General features: G+C 61.9%; 11 protein-coding genes. 8 read left to right on the forward strand and 3 right to left on the reverse strand.

Annotation, left to right across the window (positions count from 1 at the left end; genetic code table 11):
• Positions 1–171 precede the first annotated feature (171 nt).
• From AC1DXO_RS02110 to AC1DXO_RS02125, 4 genes are all read left to right on the forward strand, one after another.
• Positions 172–699, forward strand: coding sequence for an Lrp/AsnC family transcriptional regulator (locus AC1DXO_RS02110; RefSeq protein ID WP_476976430.1), 528 nt, complete (start codon positions 172–174; stop codon positions 697–699).
• Between the two features lie 8 nt (positions 700–707).
• Positions 708–1,985 (forward strand): YncE family protein, encoded by a 1,278-nt coding sequence (locus AC1DXO_RS02115; RefSeq protein WP_476976431.1) that lies wholly within the window; start codon positions 708–710, stop codon positions 1,983–1,985.
• 377 nt (positions 1,986–2,362) lie between these two features.
• Positions 2,363–2,899 (forward strand): hypothetical protein, encoded by a 537-nt coding sequence (locus AC1DXO_RS02120; protein WP_476976432.1) that lies wholly within the window; start codon positions 2,363–2,365, stop codon positions 2,897–2,899.
• A 137-nt stretch (positions 2,900–3,036) separates the two neighbouring features.
• Complete coding sequence (locus tag AC1DXO_RS02125; protein WP_476976433.1) at positions 3,037–3,528, forward strand: winged helix-turn-helix transcriptional regulator; 492 nt, start codon at positions 3,037–3,039, stop codon at positions 3,526–3,528.
• Between the two features lie 58 nt (positions 3,529–3,586).
• Here AC1DXO_RS02125 and mnmA read toward each other — a convergent pair whose 3' ends face one another.
• On the reverse strand, positions 3,587–4,774 hold the full coding sequence (mnmA, locus tag AC1DXO_RS02130) for a tRNA 2-thiouridine(34) synthase MnmA (protein ID WP_476976434.1): 1,188 nt from the start codon (positions 4,772–4,774) through the stop codon (positions 3,587–3,589).
• A gap of 289 nt (positions 4,775–5,063) precedes the next feature.
• On the opposite strand from mnmA, the gene AC1DXO_RS02135 reads away from it, so the two are divergent.
• Positions 5,064–8,438: a hypothetical protein gene (locus tag AC1DXO_RS02135; protein WP_476976435.1), complete on the forward strand. Its 3,375-nt coding sequence runs from the start codon at positions 5,064–5,066 to the stop codon at positions 8,436–8,438.
• 10 nt (positions 8,439–8,448) lie between these two features.
• Here the strand turns inward: AC1DXO_RS02135 and AC1DXO_RS02140 are convergent, their stop codons facing one another.
• Together AC1DXO_RS02140 and flgK are read right to left on the reverse strand one after the other, a co-directional pair.
• Complete coding sequence (locus AC1DXO_RS02140; RefSeq protein WP_476976436.1) at positions 8,449–9,375, reverse strand: flagellin; 927 nt, start codon at positions 9,373–9,375, stop codon at positions 8,449–8,451.
• 13 nt (positions 9,376–9,388) lie between these two features.
• On the reverse strand, positions 9,389–11,518 hold the full coding sequence (flgK, locus tag AC1DXO_RS02145; RefSeq protein WP_476976437.1) for a flagellar hook-associated protein FlgK: 2,130 nt from the start codon (positions 11,516–11,518) through the stop codon (positions 9,389–9,391).
• Between the two features lie 233 nt (positions 11,519–11,751).
• Between flgK and AC1DXO_RS02150 the strand changes: the two genes are divergently transcribed.
• The 3 genes from AC1DXO_RS02150 to AC1DXO_RS02160 all read left to right on the forward strand — a co-directional run bounded on the left by AC1DXO_RS02150 (position 11,752) and on the right by AC1DXO_RS02160 (position 16,816).
• Entirely contained in the window at positions 11,752–12,525 is a 774-nt protein-coding gene (locus tag AC1DXO_RS02150) for an isocitrate lyase/PEP mutase family protein (RefSeq protein ID WP_476976438.1), read from the forward strand.
• Positions 12,526–12,735: 210 nt separating this feature from the next.
• Entirely contained in the window at positions 12,736–16,149 is a 3,414-nt protein-coding gene (locus tag AC1DXO_RS02155; protein ID WP_476976439.1) for a flagellar hook-length control protein FliK, read from the forward strand.
• Between the two features lie 10 nt (positions 16,150–16,159).
• Positions 16,160–16,816, forward strand: a complete 657-nt coding sequence (locus AC1DXO_RS02160) for a flagellar hook assembly protein FlgD (RefSeq protein ID WP_476976440.1) — start codon at positions 16,160–16,162, stop codon at positions 16,814–16,816.

Raw genomic sequence — 16,816 nt, forward strand, 5'->3', positions numbered from 1 at the left:
ATATTCCCCGGAAGGCGGTCCTGTCGCTTTGTCAGGCGTCGGCATAATTTAGGAGCCTTTCGGCCAAATTGAAACACGCTGCCGGAAAAATTCAGTTCGCGGTAGAAGTTTGCAGAAAATGCGGGCTATAGTGCGTTCCAGTGCCGGATTGTAGCGTTGCAGGGGTAAATTTTGTCTGATCTGATCGATGAACTGGATGCCCGCATCCTTGACCTGATCCAGGAGGACGCGTCTTTGTCGGTCGCCGACTTGGCCGAGCGCGTTGGGCTGTCGCCGTCACCGTGCTGGCGGCGGATCAAGCGCCTCGAAGACCTGGGTGTCATCCGCAAACGCGTCACCGTTCTGGATCCCGACAAGCTGGGCCTTGGGTTCGAGGTCTATGTTTCGGTCAAGCTGAGCCTGCCGTCGCGCGCCAATCTCGAGGCCTTCGAGGCCCGGCTGGAAGACTGGCCTGAGGTCGTGGCCTGCGCCACCGTGACGGGCCACGAAGACTATATGCTGCGCGTCATGACCAGCGACATGCACGCCTATGACGATTTTCTGCGTGACAAGCTGCTGGCTTCGGATCTTGTATCGGGCGTCGAAAGCCGGATTATCATGCGTACCGTGCGCCAGACCACGGCCGTGCCGATCCGGCTGGCCCTGAAAGACAAGGACGACGCCAAGGGCGAAGCGCCCCGGTTGGTTGGCAAGGCTTAGGACGAGGGATGACGATGAGAGGGATGCGAATTGCCAACCTGGTAGGGGCGGGCCTCATATGGCTGGGCGCGACCAGCGCCCTGGCACAGGAGGTCGATCCCAATTCCGAACTGGGACAGTTTCGCACCCTGCGGTCGGCCGGGATGAGTGCGCTGGATGCCAATGACTTGCCGGGCGCGGCCGCCAACCTGGCCAAGGCGGGCGCCATACTGCCCGACTCGCCGTCGATCCTGTTGTTGCGGGTTCAGGTCGCCACGCAGCAGAAGCGCAAGGCCGAAGCGCGCACGGTGATGGCCGACTACCTGGCGCGCGGCTATGTCGTCGACCTGGCGCGCAATCCCGATTTCAATGCCATCTGGGACGGTGATCTTGAAAACGCATTGCAGGAAAACGAAAGTCCGGTCGGCGACATGCATGTGGCGGCGACCCTTCCGGGCTTCACCCTCACCGACGCCATCACCTTTGCCCCGGGCAGCGAGCAACTGTTCCTGAGCAGTATCCGCAACGGCAAGATCACCGCCCTGTCGGCCACGGGGCCGCGCGATGTCATCACCTTCCGGCCCGGCGTTGCCGCCTACGGCCTGGGACTGCACGACGGTAAGCTATGGGCGACGACCGCGGCGACGCGGCAGACCAAGGGCTATGACCCGAAGCTGAACATCACCTCGAAGATTACGCAAATCGATCCGGCCAACGGCCAGATTGTAGGGACCTTTACCGACCGGCCCGACCGCAGTTTCGGCCACCTGATGGCCGGGCGCGACGACCTGTATGTCGTCGATACGGCGCATGGCGAAATCCTGCGGCTCAATGGCTATCAGGGCACGCTGCAGGTGCTGATACCCGAAGGCTACATGGATTCGCCGACCGCCCTGGTCGAGAACGAAGACGCCACTGTGCTGATTGTCGCCGACTTTATTTCCGGCCTGTACCGTGTCGATCTGACGGCTGGCGCCATGCAGCGCCTGTTGCCGCCGGCGGGAGGCTCGACGCTCGGCTATTCGACCGTGGCGCGCCATGGCCATGACCTGATCGCCATCCAGAACGGCTTCCAGCCCAACCGTATCGTGCGGCTGCACATGTCAGACGACTGGAGCGAGATCCTGTCGGTCGAGACCATTCTGCGTTCGGGGAAACTGCTGTCGCAGCCGACCCAGGGCCTGGTCAGCGAAGATCACTTCATCTTCGTCGCCAACAGCCAGTGGGCCAATATGGACGACCATGGCAATCCCATCAAGCCGGAGCCAGATTCGGCGATCGTGGGGGCGCTAAAGCTGCAGCCGTAATACGCTTTCACACAGACGTTACGCCGTTGAGGCTTGCTTTTCATAGTTTGCGATTTATTCTCATTTGCAAATTGTGGAGTGATCTCATGTTGCTGTTGAGTCTTGGATCCGGGGTGTTGGTCACCCTGCTGCAAAGCGGTCACCGCGATATGTCGGGGCCAGATCTGTCTTGGTTGCTGTTCGGGCCGGATATGCCTGAGCCAGAGCCGCAGGAGCCGATAAAAAGCTCAACATCTCAATGAGCTAATTGGTTAACAAAATCTTATTGTCGCCTTGCCGCGATTATGGCAAAGCTGGCACCGGCCTTGCGTGGGAAGCGCGCAGGCGCACCGTTAATGTTTCGTTTACGGACATTCGGGCGCGAAAGGCAAAAAAAGGTGACGGTTTTGGTGGGTTTCGGACGGATTTTGGTGGGCGTTGGCGCCGTTGTGGCGTGGCTTGGCGGCAGTCTTGCGACGGCCTCGACCCTGACGCCCGATCTCAATCCGTCCCATTCCGGTAACGCAGTCCAACTGCGCGATGGCGACTTTGATGGTGACGGGCGTATCGACGCCTTGCAACTGATTACCGAGGACGATACCGGCCGCGTCGCCGTGCATGTCCGCCTCAATACGACAGCCGGTCCACGCGATATCCGCGTTACCAGCCTGGACGTGGCGGCCAATGCGCCGCTGAACCTTCAGGTGGTCAAGGCCGGCGACTATCGCAGCGACTGCGGCGACTATGCGACCTCGTGCGAAGACCATGTCACGGCGGCGCATGACAGCCTTGTCTTCGCCCTCGACGGGGGCGTCAGTATCCTGGTCCACTGGCAGGCAGATCATTTTGAACAGGACTTCGTCCGCAGCGATGAAGCCATGATGACCCAGGCCCTGGCCAAGTCCCTGGCCGGGCTTTTGGCGGCCAATCCGTAATTTAGCTATAGCCAAAACGCGCAGGCTGAATATGATAGGCGCAGGCAACGGAAATATCCGTGCCTGGCGTTAAAGTCATTTGCCATCAAGGCGAAGACAAAAAAATCAAAAACTTAAGTATATGAGTACCAACTGACATGGGGCGTTCCGCAGACTATACAAGGCAAACCTGCGCCATAGCGGCGACTCTCGACATTGTCGGCGAGCCTTGGACTATGCTTATTATCCGCGATGCACTACGTGGTATCGCGCGATTCGAACAATGGCAGGAATCGTTGGGCATGGCGCGCAATGTGCTGGCCGCACGGCTGAAACACCTCGTTGCGACGGGCATTTTCGAGGCCCGGGTCTATTGCGAACGGCCGCGGCGCTGCGAATATGTCCTGACCGAAAAAGGCTATGAATTGCGGCCGCTGATCCTGCATATGATGGATTGGGGTACGCGCCATGTTTACAGCGCGAACGAGCCCAACACGACCCTGATCCATAGCTGCGGTCACGAACTGAAGCCGGTCGTCCATTGCGCGCACTGCGCCGCCGAGATGCAGCGCGGTGACACAACGATGCGACTGAACCCGCAGGCGCCGTCGATTGGCGAGTTGAATGAAGCCCTGGAAGCGGCGGATTAAACAGCCGCCTGCGCTCAAGAAGCGATAGCGTTAGCGCAATGAAAAAAGCGCGGCGGGCCTATACCGCCGCGCGGGTGGACGCTATAAAGCCGCCGCCGAGCACGCGGCCGGAATCGTCAGCGTCATAGAGCACGCAGGCCTGGCCCGGGGCCACGCCTTCTTCGGCATCATCGAACTCGACTTCAATCGCATTGCCGCGGGTGACCAGGCGCGCTGCGACCGGCGGCCGCGTCGAACGGACGCGCGCCAGGACGGGCTTGCTGCAGCGGGCGGCGTCGGCGACGTCGGGCTCCGAACCCAGCCAGTTGGTTTCCTTCAGCGTCAGGGCACGTGTCAGCAGAGCCTCACGCGGGCCGACCAGGACTTCCTTGGCCTCCGGATCGATCTTGACCACGAAAAGAGGCTCGCCCACCGCGACATTGAGGCCGCGGCGCTGGCCGATCGTATAGCCGGTGATGCCATCATGAGTGCCCAGGGCGCGGCCGTCGATATGGCGGATAACGCCCTTTTCGCGGCCCTGCGGGCGCAGGCGATCGATCAGGTTGGTATATTTGCCCTCAGGAACGAAACAGATGTCCTGGCTGTCCGGCTTGTGGGCGATCTTCAGGCCCAATTGGACGGCGATGTCGCGTACCTGGGGCTTGGGAATGCCGGCTAGCGGAAAGCGCAGGTAGTCGAGCTGGTCGCGCGTCGTGGCGAACAGGAAATAGCTCTGGTCGCGCGAGGCATCCGCTGCGCGACGCAGGGAGACAACACCGCCGTCATCCGAGCGCTCGACATAGTGGCCCGTCGCCATAGCCTCGGCGCCGAGGTCGCGGGCGACCTGCAACAGGTCGTGGAACTTGACGCTTTGGTTGCAGCGGATGCACGGCACCGGCGTTTCGCCGCGCAGGTACGAATCGGCGAATTCTTCAATGACCTGGTCGCGGAAGCGGCTTTCGTAATCGAGGACGTAATGGTTGATGCCGATCTTTTCGGCCGCCATGCGGGCGTCGTGAATGTCCTGCCCGGCGCAGCAGGCGCCGGCCTTCTTCAGGGCCGCGCCGTGATCGTAAAGCTGCAACGTGACGCCTATGACCTCATAGCCGGCGGCGTGGAGCAGGGCAGCGACCACGGTCGAATCCACACCACCCGACATGGCGGCGACGATGCGCGCACCGGCGGCCAAGCCGACGCTGGCCCGCGTCGCGGCAATGGCGGCGGCCAGGTCGGCGGATTCGATCAGAGGGATGGGGCAGGCGTCCATGCGCGGTAGATAAGGGAAAAGCCGAGAAATTGCTAGGGAGTACCGAGGAGATAGCCGCTCAGGTCGCCGGCTGGCATTTCACGTCATTGAGGCACTGGACCATGATCTGGATTGAGAGATCGGGAGTCTAAGCACAAGGGCGCATTCGGTGGAAAGGAATTATGCGCCGTGGGCCATCACCTAACGACGTTGCGGCGATTTTGCCGATTGTCTTCTTTAGGCGGGAAACGTAGAAATAGCGTGTAGGCGGCATTTGCCGGAGTTTTTAAGACTGAATTTGGGGGGTATCATGACGACCATATTAGAGACCGGCGTTACGTCGGTTGTGTCCACGGGCTACACGGCCCCGATGCAGAACACCATCACGATCCTGAAGGACGGCAGCTATATAACCGCCTGGTGGGATGGATGGACCTTGTATGGCCGTTTGTTTGACGCCGCCGGCAATCCCGTCGCCGACACCTTCACCCTGGAAGCGACCTATCCGAATCCGCCGATCGCGCCGGCCCTGGCCGCCATGACCGATGGTGGATTTGTCCTGACCTGGACCTCCTACAATCGCGACAGCGACAACCTGCCCAGCATCTACAGCCAGCGCTTCGACGCCCATGGGGTCAAGGTGGGTGGAGAGACCGAGGTCAACAGCTTTCTGCCGGCGGAACAGTCCAATCCCAGCATCTGCGCCCTGGCCGACGGCCGTTATGTCATCACCTGGATGACCTATCTGGAAGAAGGCCCGGGCAATTTTGTCGGCGTTTACAGCCAGATGTTCGACGCGTCAGGCGCGACCATCGGCGGCGAAGTCCATGTCAATACCTACACCAAGGACGACCAGTTTTACCCCAAGATCGCAGCACTTGCGTCGGGCGGCTATGTCATCGCCTGGTCCAGCTACATGCAGGACGGGTCCTATATGGGCGTCTACGGTCAGCGTTATGACGCGTCCGGACACCCCGCCGGAAGCGAGTTCCATATCGGCACTTTGACCCAGTGGGACCAGTATGTCAGCAATGTCACCGGGCTAAAGGACGGCGGCTACGTCATCTCGTGGGCCAGCGACGACGGCGTGTATAGCGCTGGCAACGACGACAACTTCCTGCAGCGCTATGACGCCAACGGCGTTCCGGTTGGCGACGAGATTCTGGTCAAGGCCGGCAAGGTTACGTATGGCACGACCGTTCGCGGCCTGAATGACGGTGGCTTCGTGGCGGTGTGGGGCGAATATCATCCCGGTATGCTGTATAATGCCGATGACGACTATGTCGATGTCTTCGCCCAGCGCTTTGATTCGACAGGCGCGCGGATCGGCGGCGAATTGCTGGTGGGAACGGCCCTCAAGACCAGTTCGGCCTGGCGCGACGTGGCAGCGCGTGACGACGGCGGCTTTGTCGTGTCGTGGACAGCGGGCGGAGAGATATTCCAGGCGGTCTATGCGGCCTCGGACGGCAGCGACGGCCAAAATCACCTTATCTATGGCACAGGCGATAGTGACGTCATGACCGGGGTATCCGGTATCGATGCCATCTATGGCGGGGCCGGAAACGACCAGATATCGGCCAATGGCACTGTGACGGTCGACGACCATGTGACCGGCGACAGCCTGTACGGTGAAGGTGGCAACGACACCCTGTCGGGAGATATTGGCGACAATGTGGAAAACGGCGGAGCGGGTGATGACCTGCTGTACGGACGCACCGGCGACGGCAGCAGCTACTGGACGACCGGGGCCGGCGCGGACACGCTGAGCGGCGGGGACGGCAATGACGGTATTCTGGGCGGCGGCACGGCCGACGACCTGGCGAGCCTGAACGGCGACAATGGCGACGACATTATCAGCACCGGTGCCTATAGCGACGCCGATGGTGGCGCAGGCGACGACCTGCTACAGATCGATTTTTACGACTACGCCCAGGACAATGGACACGGCATTACGCTGGATGTCTCCGCGGTGCTGGACGGGACCACAGTTTACGTCATGCCCGGCGGCGGCTCGGTCCAGGGCTTCGAAAGGTTCGACATCACCGGCACGAACTTTGACGATCAACTGACCGACGGTAATGGTGACGGTAAATTGTACGGCAAGGACGGCGGCGATCTTTTGAACGGCCTGGGCGGCAATGACTATCTCGATGGCGGGGCAGGCATCGACACCATGACCGGCGACCTGGGCGACGATACCTACATCGTCGACAATGCCGCCGATGTCGTCACGGAAGGTCCGGGTGGCGGCAGCGACACTGTGCTGGCCAGCGTCTCCTATGTGCTGGGAAAGACCTATATCGAGGTCCTGACCCTGACCGGCACCGCCGATCTTAATGCCAAGGGCAATTCCATCGACAATGCCCTGAATGGCAATGACGGCAATAACCGGCTGGATGGCAATCTGGGCGCCGATACCCTGACCGGCGGGCTGGGCAATGACACCTTTGTCGTCGATAATGCCGGCGATGTGGTTGTCGAAGCCGTCGGCGAGGGGACCGACACGGTCCAGACCAGTCTTGCCCTGACCCTGGCCGCCAATGTCGAAAACCTGCTGCTGAGCGGCACCGCGGCGCTGAGCGGCACAGGCAATGGGGCTGCCAATGGCTTGACCGGCAATAGCGGCAACAACTGGCTTTCCGGCCTGGGCGGAGACGATGTACTGACCGGAGGGTTGGGCCTCGATACCCTGGTAGGTGGACTGGGCAATGACACCTACGTTGTCGACAATGCCGGCGATGTGGTGACGGAACTGAATGGCCAGGGAACGGATACGGTCTTGTCGTCAGTATCGTGGACGCTCGGCAATGCGTCGTCGATCGAGGTCCTGACCCTGACCGGGCCTCAGCATATCAACGCCACGGGCAACGCATTTGCCAACGTGCTTAATGGGAACAGCGGAAACAACAGGCTGAACGGCGGTTCGGGCGCCGATACCCTGTCGGGCGGTGGCGGACATGATCTCTATATCGTCGAAAACATCGGCGATGTCGTGATCGAAGGCCTGAACGCCGGCACCGATACGGTGCAGTCCGGGGTCTCGTTCGTGTTGGGTGACAATGTCGAGAACCTGACCCTGGCCGGAAACGGCGCCATCAATGGTACAGGTAACGCCCTGGCCAACACCATCTACGGCAATGCAGGCAATAATCTCCTGGCCGGTGGCGGCGGGGCGGACAAGATTTACGGTCGTGGCGGCAACGACACCTATATCGTCGATAATACCGCCATGGGGATTTCGGAACTGCTTGGCAGCGTCGATGCCGGCGGCGTCGACGAGGTTCGGGCGTCGGTTTCTCATTCGCTGAAGGATTATTTCGAAAACCTGGTTCTGACCGGCAGCGCCAATATCAACGGCGTCGGTAATGGGCTCGCCAACAGCATTGCTGGCAACTCCGGCAACAACCTGCTGACCGGCGGTGGCGGCAACGACACCCTGCTGGGCGGATTGGGCGCGGATCAGTTCGTTTTCGGCGCCGGATCGGGCGTTGATATCGTCAGCGATTTTTCGGCGGCGCAGAACGACCGGATCAATGTCCATGGCCTGGCCCACGGCGTGATCAATGGCGCCGGCATCACCCTCAGTCAGATGGGCGGCGACACGGTGATCGACCTGGGCGGCGGCAATATGGTGACGGTCGTCGGCGCACTGAAGGCCGACGTGCAAAGCCATATGGTCTGGTAGGCGACCGGCCTTACTTCAGCAGGTTCAGCAGGCTGGAGGATTGCAGGTTGGCCAGGACCTGGGCCGAGGCCTGGACCGCCACCTGCGCCTGCTGCAGTTCGGTATAGGCCTTGGCCATGTCGGCGTCCGTCCGGTCGTCGACCAGTCCCTGCAACGATTCCGACTGTTTCTGGAGCGCCGCCTGGCTGTTGTCGACGCGCTTCTGCAACGTGCCATTCAGCGAGGTCTGCTCCACCAACTTGTCGTAGGCCTTGCCGAATTCCTGCGACTTGGTGGTCAGGAAGGTCTTTTGCGCCTCGGTCAATTCGTCGCCGAACGGCCCCGTCAGAGGGTCGTCATTATAGGCCTTGATGTCCTTGAAGGTCTGCATCAGTTGCTTGCCCAGGTCGCTGGCCAGCATGCCGGTCTGCAGGTTGGTGCTGGGGTCGATGCGCGACGACTTTTTGACCGTACCGTTGACGAAGACGTCGTCGACCGTGGTTGCTGCGGCCAGTTCGGTCAGGGTGTTGGCGGTCATCGGCGCCGTGCCGTCATTGCCGCCGCCGAACAGGTACTGGCCGTTATGCTCGAAGTTCAGGCCCTGAAGCGCTGCCGAAAAATTGCCCTGTAACGACTCCATAAGAGCGTTACCCGTATTGTTGGCCAGCGAATTCATGATCGAATCCTTGGCGTCCGTCGCCGCCTGGCTGACCGTCGTCAGGGCCAGGTCCTGGCTGTTCAGTCGTTCGGTCACCGACTTGTTGACGTCGATGTAGCTGTTGGTGCGCGCCAGGGCCGATTGATACGACGCAATGATCTCGGACGAACGGCCGTAGCCCATCAGATCGGTGGCGATCTTCTGGGTCGAGACCTGATTATTGGCCTTCAGTTGACGCTCCTGGGCCGTGCTGAGATTGTGCAAGGCGTTGGACCAGGTGGAAGCGGTGGAGATGCGCATGATCGTGTCTCCGTTAAATCATGTTGAGAAGGACGTCGTACATGTCCTTGGCGGCCGAGATCAGGCGGCCGGCCGCGCTGTATCCCTGTTGATAGGTGGTGAGATTGACCAGTTCCTCGTCGAGATTGACGCCTTCGTAGGAACTGCGCCGCGTCTGGGCTTCGGCCAGCAGGGACGAGGAGCTCTCCATATTGGTCTTGGCATTGGCCGCGATATTGCCGACCTGGCCGGCGAGATCCGAGCCGTAGCGTTCCAGGGTCGAGGTGCCGCCGGTATTGTAGCCGGCCTTGGCGAAGACCGTCGCTTTAGAGCCTATATCGGCCATGGCCAGGCCGTTGGAACCGTCCGCCGCGACCAGGGCGCCCTTGCCGCCGGTCGTGTTCAGATTGACCCGGGCCAGGGCCATGGTGTTGGGCGCCTGATAGATGCTGTCGCGGATCTTGAGACCGCCGGCGATATTGGACGCGGCGCCGGCTATGCCGAAGAACTGGCTCATCGAAGCGCCGGTGCCCAGGCGGGCCGTGCTGTCGGACTTGACGGCCAGGGTGTTGGCCGGGGTGCCGAAGCCCTGGAAGCTGAGCTGGCCGTTAGTGTCGAGCGAGAAGGTGCCGTAGCGGCCGACACCGGTCGTGGTGTTGTTCAGCGAATTGACCAGGTCGGTCATGGTCTGGCCGGCGGCGGGTGTGAAGTCGACACTGGCCACAGCGGCGCCATTGGGTGATTTCAGCGCGAAGCTGATCGTGCCGCTGGCATAGCCGCTGTCGGACGACGGGCCCAGACCAGTCTTGTAGGTCGTGGGCACGGCGGAATCGACGATGTCGTTGAGGCCGAAATAGTGCGAGAAGCCCTGGCCCTGCTTGGTCGCGCCGCCGGTCGCGGGATCGACCACGGCCACGCCGTTATTGCCGCCGCTGCCGCTGGCCGTCAGGCTGAGCTTGCCATTGGTAAAGTCGACCGTGGCGGAACCGCCGAAGGCCGAGGTCAGGTCGCTGGCGAAGGTGTTGGCCGAAAAGCTGCCGGTCGATGCGCCGCCATCCAGCGACCAGGTGCCGGCGGTAAAGTCGACCAGCATCTTGTGCGTGATATTGCCCGAAGCGTCGAGCGTGACCAGGTTGGTCTGGCCGGTAAAGCCGGTGGCGGCTTCGCCCTCGGTCAGGCTGAGCGTCTTGCCGGTCAGGGACGCCGGCGCAGGGACGGCCGTACCCTGGTTGTGGGCGGCGTTCAGCTGTTCGGCATATTGCGTCATATACTGGTTGAGCTGGTCGTTGACCGCGACCGAGGACTTGTCGCGAACATCGAGCAGGCCCTTGATCTCGCCCGAGGCAATATTGTCTGCCAGGTCACGCTTTTCGCCGTTGATGCCGGTGACGATGATGGCGCCGAAATTGGTCGTCGAGGTGACGCCGGCGGTCGGCTGGTAGTCGAGCGTGGCATACTTGTCGCCGGCCAGGTACAGGCCGGTGCCGGTGCGTACCGTGACGCCGCCGTGCTCGTTCTGGGTGACATTGACGTCCATCAGCTTGGCCAGGTCGTCGATATATTTCGCCTGGGTCGTCTGGGCGCCGGTGGCGTCGTCGCCGGCCACCGTGGCGGCCGAAATGCTGGCGTTCAGGTCGCTGATGTTCTTGAGCAGGTCGTTGACCGACTTGATGTCCGAACTGATGCGCGAATCGGCGTCACCGCGGATGGTCTGGATGCGGGCGGAGATGCGCGCGCCTTCCGAGAGGAAGCTCGACAGGTTGCTCAGGGTCTGCTGGCGGGCGGCGCCGGAACTGGGGTCTTCCGCGGCTGTGGCCATGGTCGACAGGGTGGTGGCCGCCTGGTTGAACAGGTTATTGGTGTCGGTAATGTCGCCGAACTGCGACTGGATCTGGTCGAGCAGGTCGAAGGTCGTGCTGGCGCTGGACGCGCTGGCCTGGGCCTTCAAGGCTGCGGCCTGGAGATATCTGTCCGCCGCCAGGGTAACCTGGCCGGTGGTCACGCCCATGCCCTTGCCGCCGATGGTCAGGGACGTCTGGTGCGAGACCTTGCGAATATAGCCTGGCGTGTTGACATTGGAGATGTTGTCGGACGTGACGCGCAGTTGCTCCTGCGCCGTCATCAGGCCCGACACGCCGATGTTCATGATCGAGTTCAGAGACATGCGATAATCTCCGTGAGGCCGCGAGCGGACGGCATTTTGCTCGTCCGCTTAGGCAAGGGCTGCATGGTACCCGGCGAAATTTGCCGGGTAGCCGCACTGGCCGAATTTAAATTACCTATAGTTTTCATAGGGATGAACTTTTCCTTGGGCGGGGAGGCCCGTTGCTGACAGATTAGGTCGCAAGTCGCGTGCCAAGGTGTTAACGCGGGTCGAAACAGAGCGGAGAGAGCGGTATGCCAGACTTCAAAAACAAGCCGGAGATTGCAGAAAAGCGCCGGGCGTTTCGGGCGCTGCATGAGCGCGGCTGTTTCCTGCTGCCCAATCCGTGGGATGCCGGCAGCGCCGTGCGGCTGGAAAGGATGGGCTTCAAGGCCCTGGCCAGCACCAGTGCCGGCTTTGCTGCGACCCTGGGGCGCACGGACTATCAGGTGACGCGCGATGAGGTGCTGGACCATCTGCGCGTCCTGGTCGATGCGACCGGACTGCCGGTCAATGCCGATTTCGAGAACGGATTTGCTGATGCGCCGGAGGATGTGGCGGCGAATGTACGGCTGGCCATCGATACCGGCATCGCCGGTTTGTCGATCGAGGATCGTGGCCGGGCCGGGCTGTATGATGAGGCGCTGGCGGTTGAGCGGATCGTGGCGGCGCGGGCGGCTATCAAAGAGTCGGGCGAGGACGTGATTCTGGTCGCGCGGGCAGAGGCCTGGCTGGTCGGGACGGCGGAGCCTGGGGCCGTCGTCGACCGTCTGGTGAAATTTGCCCAGGCCGGGGCGGATTGCGTCTATGCGCCCGGCGTGACCGAGATGGCCACGATCTCCGCCATGGTGAAGGCGGTGGCGCCGGTGCCGGTCAATATACTGCTGTTCGGGCCGCAGATGAACGCGCCGGCCCTGGCCGAGGTGGGGGTGCGGCGGGTCAGTGTCGGCAGTTCCCTGGCGGGGGCAGCGTGGCGTGGATTCGAGGTGGCGGCGCAGCAGTTTCTCGACACGGGCGCCCTGCCATAAGGCAATTTCGCCGGTCCGCGCTAGGCAAAAATGTCCGTGACCGGCAAATCCCGCCATGGTTAATGCTTATTTAAAATCCATAAAATCAATAACTTAAATCTGGCCTCCGGCTTGCAAAGGAGAGGGCGACCTTACTCCAGCGCAAAATGCGTGACCTTCAAGCTGATCGCCCGTCATGGGCCGGCTTCACCCATTTTTTGCCCGAGTTCCATGTCCGACGCTCTGTCCCTGTTGACCCAATTGTTCGGTCCGCCCGCCAAGGCTGGTAACGGGACGATTGCGGCCTCTGCGAAGGCGGACGATGTGGCGTCGCTGTTTGCCAACCTGGTCGCCAAGTTGACGACGACACCGGCTGCCGTCGCGCCGGGGGTGGCTGCCGAGATCAAGACTGCGCCTGTCAAGGCCACGCCGGCTGGGGAAAACGCCGCTACGGTGTCGTTTGTCAATATGACGGCGACTGCGCCGGAAGCGGCTGTCGTTCCTACGGCCGAAACCAAGGTTTTGGTTGGTCCCGAAATGGTTGCGCCTGTGAAGGTCGCTCCGACGCCTGAAACCAAGGTCGTTGTCGGTCCCGAGATGGTTGCGCCCGCGCCGGTCGATCAGAAACCTGAGGCCAAGGTTGTCGTTGGCCCTGAGATCGTTGCGCCTGTGACGGTCGTTCAGTCGCCTGAGCTTAAGGTTGTTGTTGGTCCTGGGATCGTAGCACCTGTGGAGGTCGCTCCGACGCCTGAAACCAAGGTCGTTGTTGGTCCTGAGATCGTTGCGCCTGCGCCAGGCGTTCAGAAACCTGAGGCCAAGGTCGTTGTAGGTCCCGAGATGGTCGCGCCTGTGAAGGTCGCTCCGACGCCTGAAGCCAAGGTTGTCGTTGGTCCTGAGATCGTTGCGCCTGCGCCAGTCGTTCAGAAACCTGAGGCCAAGGTCGTTGTCGGTCCCGAGATTGTCGCGCCTGTGACTGTGGTTCAGACCCCTGAAGCCAAGGTTGTTGTAGGTCCCGAGATGGTCGCGCCAATGACTGTCGCGCCAACGCCTGAAGCCAAGGACGTTGTTGGTCCTAAAATCGTTGCGCCTGTGTCGGTCGCTCCAGCACCTGAGACCAAGATCGTTGTCGGTCCCGAGATGGTTGCGCCTGTGACTGTGGTTCCAACGCCTGAAGCCAAGGTCGTCGTTGGTCCGGAGATTGTTGCGCCTGTGACTGTGGTTCCAACGCCTGAAGCCAAGGTCGTCGTTGGTCCGGAGATTGTTGCGCCTGCGCCGGCAGTTCAGAAACCTGAGGCCAAGGTCGTTGTCGGCCCCGAGATGGTCGCGCCTGTGTCGGTCGCTTCGACGCCTGAAGCCAAGATCGTTGTTGGCCCTGAGATTGTCGCGCCGGTGGCTGTGGCTCCGACGCCTGAAGCCAAGGACGTTGTTGGTCCTGAGATTGTCGCGCCTGTGACTGTGGTTCCGACGCCTGAAGCCAAGGACGTTGTTGGTCCTGAGATTGTCGCGCCTGTGACTGTGGTTCCGACGCCTGAAGCCAAGGACGTTGTTGGTCCTGAAATCGTTGCGCCTGTGTCGGTCGCTCCAGCACCTGAGACCAAGATCGTTGTCGGTCCCGAGATGGTTGCGCCTGTGACTGTGGTTCCAACGCCTGAAGCCAAGGTCGTCGTTGGTCCGGAGATTGTTGCGCCTGCGCCGGCAGTTCAGAAACCTGAGGCCAAGGTCGTTGTCGGTCCTGAGATGGTCGCGCCCGCGCCGGTCGTTCAGACGCCAGAAGCCAAGGTCGTTGTTGGACCCGAGATCGTCGCGCCTGTGTCGGTTGTGCCGACGCCTGAGACCAAGGTCGTTGTTGGTCCTGAGATCGTTGCACCTGTGAAGGTCGCTCCGACGACTGAGACCAAGGTCGTTGTTGGCCCTGAGATTGTGGCACCTGCGCCGGTCGTCCCGACACCTGAAGCCAAGGTTGTTGTTGGCCCTGAGATCGTGGCGCCCACGCCGGTCGTTCAGACACCTGCGGTCAAGGTTGTTGTTGGCCCCGAGATGGTCGCGCCTGTGAAGGTCGCTCCGACGCCTGAAATCAAGGTTGTTGTTGGTCCTGAGATCGTCGCGCCGGTGTCGATCGCTCCAGCGCCTGAAGCCAAGGTCGTCGTTGGTCCGGAGATCGTTGCGCCAGTGGCCGTGGCTCCGACGCCTGAAGTCAAGGTTGTTGTTGGTCCCGAGATTGTGGCACCGGCGCCGGTCGTTCAGTCGCCTGAGCCTAAGGTCGTTGTCGGTCCCGAGATGGTCGCACCTGTGACTGTTGCGCCAACGCCTGAAGCCAAGGTTGTCGTCGGTCCTGAAATTGTCGCATCTGTGGCTGTGACGTCTGAGCCCAGCGCCGACATGCCTGTGATTGATGCCGACCGCGTAAGCCCCTCAGGCTCGCCGCCGGGCACCGACCTTCGGCCACCTTCTCCCCTCATGAGGGGAGAAGCGAATGATCCGCTACCCGTGGAGACTGTCGCCGAGGAAGTGTCAGCACCGGTTCTGCCCGAGTTTGAGACGACTGCGGTTGTCACTAAAACTGCAGGTAAGGCAGAGCCTTCCAAGCCTGTGACTAAGGCCGCTGGGTCCGAAAAGACCGAAGCCGAGCCCAATCACGTTGAAGCGGTGGCTGCCGATAATAACGCCTTGCCGGCTTTGGCAGTCGCCGCCGCCATCGCGCCGCGCAGCGACACATCCGTCAACACGCCGGCTGCGGCGGAGGCACCAGCCCCGCCAGCAACACCAACACCAGCGCTGGCGCCGGTCGTTCGTGAGGCCATGGCGCCTGTAGTGGCATCCGAAACGCCGAAAACACCGGACGCGCCGGCACGGGCAAAATCTGCCGCTGTCAAGACGCCGGCTGTTTCAGGCTTTTCGTTCAAGCCAAACTTTAATGTCACCCCGGCAACAACAACCGCGCCCACACCTGCCGAGGCGCCAGTTGCAAAAGTCGAAGCCGCGGCACCTGCCATCAACCCGGCGGCTGAAGCGCCCGTCGCCGCCGTGCCAGCAACGGCGGCGGTTGTCGCGGAGGCTCCGGCCCCGGTCACCACCCAGCCACCGATCGTGACGGCTGAGGCGGCACCGGCGGCAACCCCGGTTATTCCGGCTTCGACCCTGTCGCAGAGCGCCGTCGACACCATGACGACGCTTAGCGTGCAGATCCAGAAGCGTCTCGGTGACGGCAGCACAAAGTTCCAGATCGAACTTAAGCCCGCCGATCTCGGCCGGGTCGATGTCGCCCTGACCATCACCGCCGAAGGCAAGGTCAGCGCCCATCTCGACTTCGATACACCGATCACGGCGACCAATTTCGCGGCCCACGAAAGCGAACTGCGCCAGCACCTCGCCGCGGCGGGTCTGAAGATCGACGGCGATGGCCTGACCTTCTCATCGCGCCAAACCGAGAACAACGGCACCGGCAACCAGGGCGCCAGCGATTCCCCGTTCGGCCAGCAGGCGGATCAACAGCCTGGACAACAGCCACGCGCTACGCCCAACCACGCTGCCCGCGCACTCAGAGCTGCCGAGGCCGCCGCGACCCAGGCCGAACTCGAGGCCGCTCTCAATACTTTCAACCAACGTCCGGCCGGCTCGCGCCTGGCCCTCGATCTCACCGTTTAGGAATTCAGCCATGGTTACCGGCGTTACCGACACGACCACGATACAGACGACCGCGCAGAAAGACGCCAAGTCCCTGACGTCGAACTACACGACCTTTCTCAGCCTGCTGACGGCGCAGATCAAGAACCAGGACCCGCTGTCGCCCATGGATACGACGCAGTGGACCAACCAACTGGTCCAGTATTCATCGGTCGAGCAGCAGCTCAAGGCCAACGGTTTTCTCGAAAAGCTGGCCAATGCGGCTGATGCCGGCGGCGGCATGGATGCGGCGGTCAGCTATATCGGCAAGACCGTCAGCGCGGCGACCACCACGGCCACCTTCGCCAATGGCGAGGCGGCCTGGGACTACACCCTGGGCGGCGACGCCAGTGACGTTACCGTCAGCGTCCTCGATTCCAAGGGCAATACGGTGTGGAGCGGCCCCGGTCCCGACAAGACCAAGGGCACCCACACGGTCATCTGGGACGGCGAGACCAGTACGGGCTCCAAGGTCACCAGCGGCGACTACACCATGAAGATTACCGCCAGCAATGCCGGCGGCGACGTTGCCAGCCGCGTTCAGCTGACCGGCGTCGCCAATGCTGCCGAGATGCGCGACGGCTCCGTCGTGCTGAAGGTCGGCGGCACCTACGTCCCCTTAAGTTCGATCACCAAGATTTCCGCCTGA

Source organism: Asticcacaulis sp. P2_C5 (assembly GCF_056404555.1).

Coding starts and splice junctions, on each gene's coding strand:
- AC1DXO_RS02115 (WP_476976431.1), top strand. CDS start 708: ATGACGATGAGAGGGATGCGAATTGCCAACCTGGTAGGGGCGGGCCTC.
- AC1DXO_RS02125 (WP_476976433.1), top strand. CDS start 3,037: ATGGGGCGTTCCGCAGACTATACAAGGCAAACCTGCGCCATAGCGGCG.
- mnmA (WP_476976434.1), bottom strand. CDS start 4,774: ATGGACGCCTGCCCCATCCCTCTGATCGAATCCGCCGACCTGGCCGCC.
- AC1DXO_RS02135 (WP_476976435.1), top strand. CDS start 5,064: ATGACGACCATATTAGAGACCGGCGTTACGTCGGTTGTGTCCACGGGC.
- AC1DXO_RS02140 (WP_476976436.1), bottom strand. CDS start 9,375: ATGCGCATCTCCACCGCTTCCACCTGGTCCAACGCCTTGCACAATCTC.
- flgK (WP_476976437.1), bottom strand. CDS start 11,518: ATGTCTCTGAACTCGATCATGAACATCGGCGTGTCGGGCCTGATGACG.
- AC1DXO_RS02150 (WP_476976438.1), top strand. CDS start 11,752: ATGCCAGACTTCAAAAACAAGCCGGAGATTGCAGAAAAGCGCCGGGCG.
- AC1DXO_RS02155 (WP_476976439.1), top strand. CDS start 12,736: ATGTCCGACGCTCTGTCCCTGTTGACCCAATTGTTCGGTCCGCCCGCC.
- AC1DXO_RS02160 (WP_476976440.1), top strand. CDS start 16,160: ATGGTTACCGGCGTTACCGACACGACCACGATACAGACGACCGCGCAG.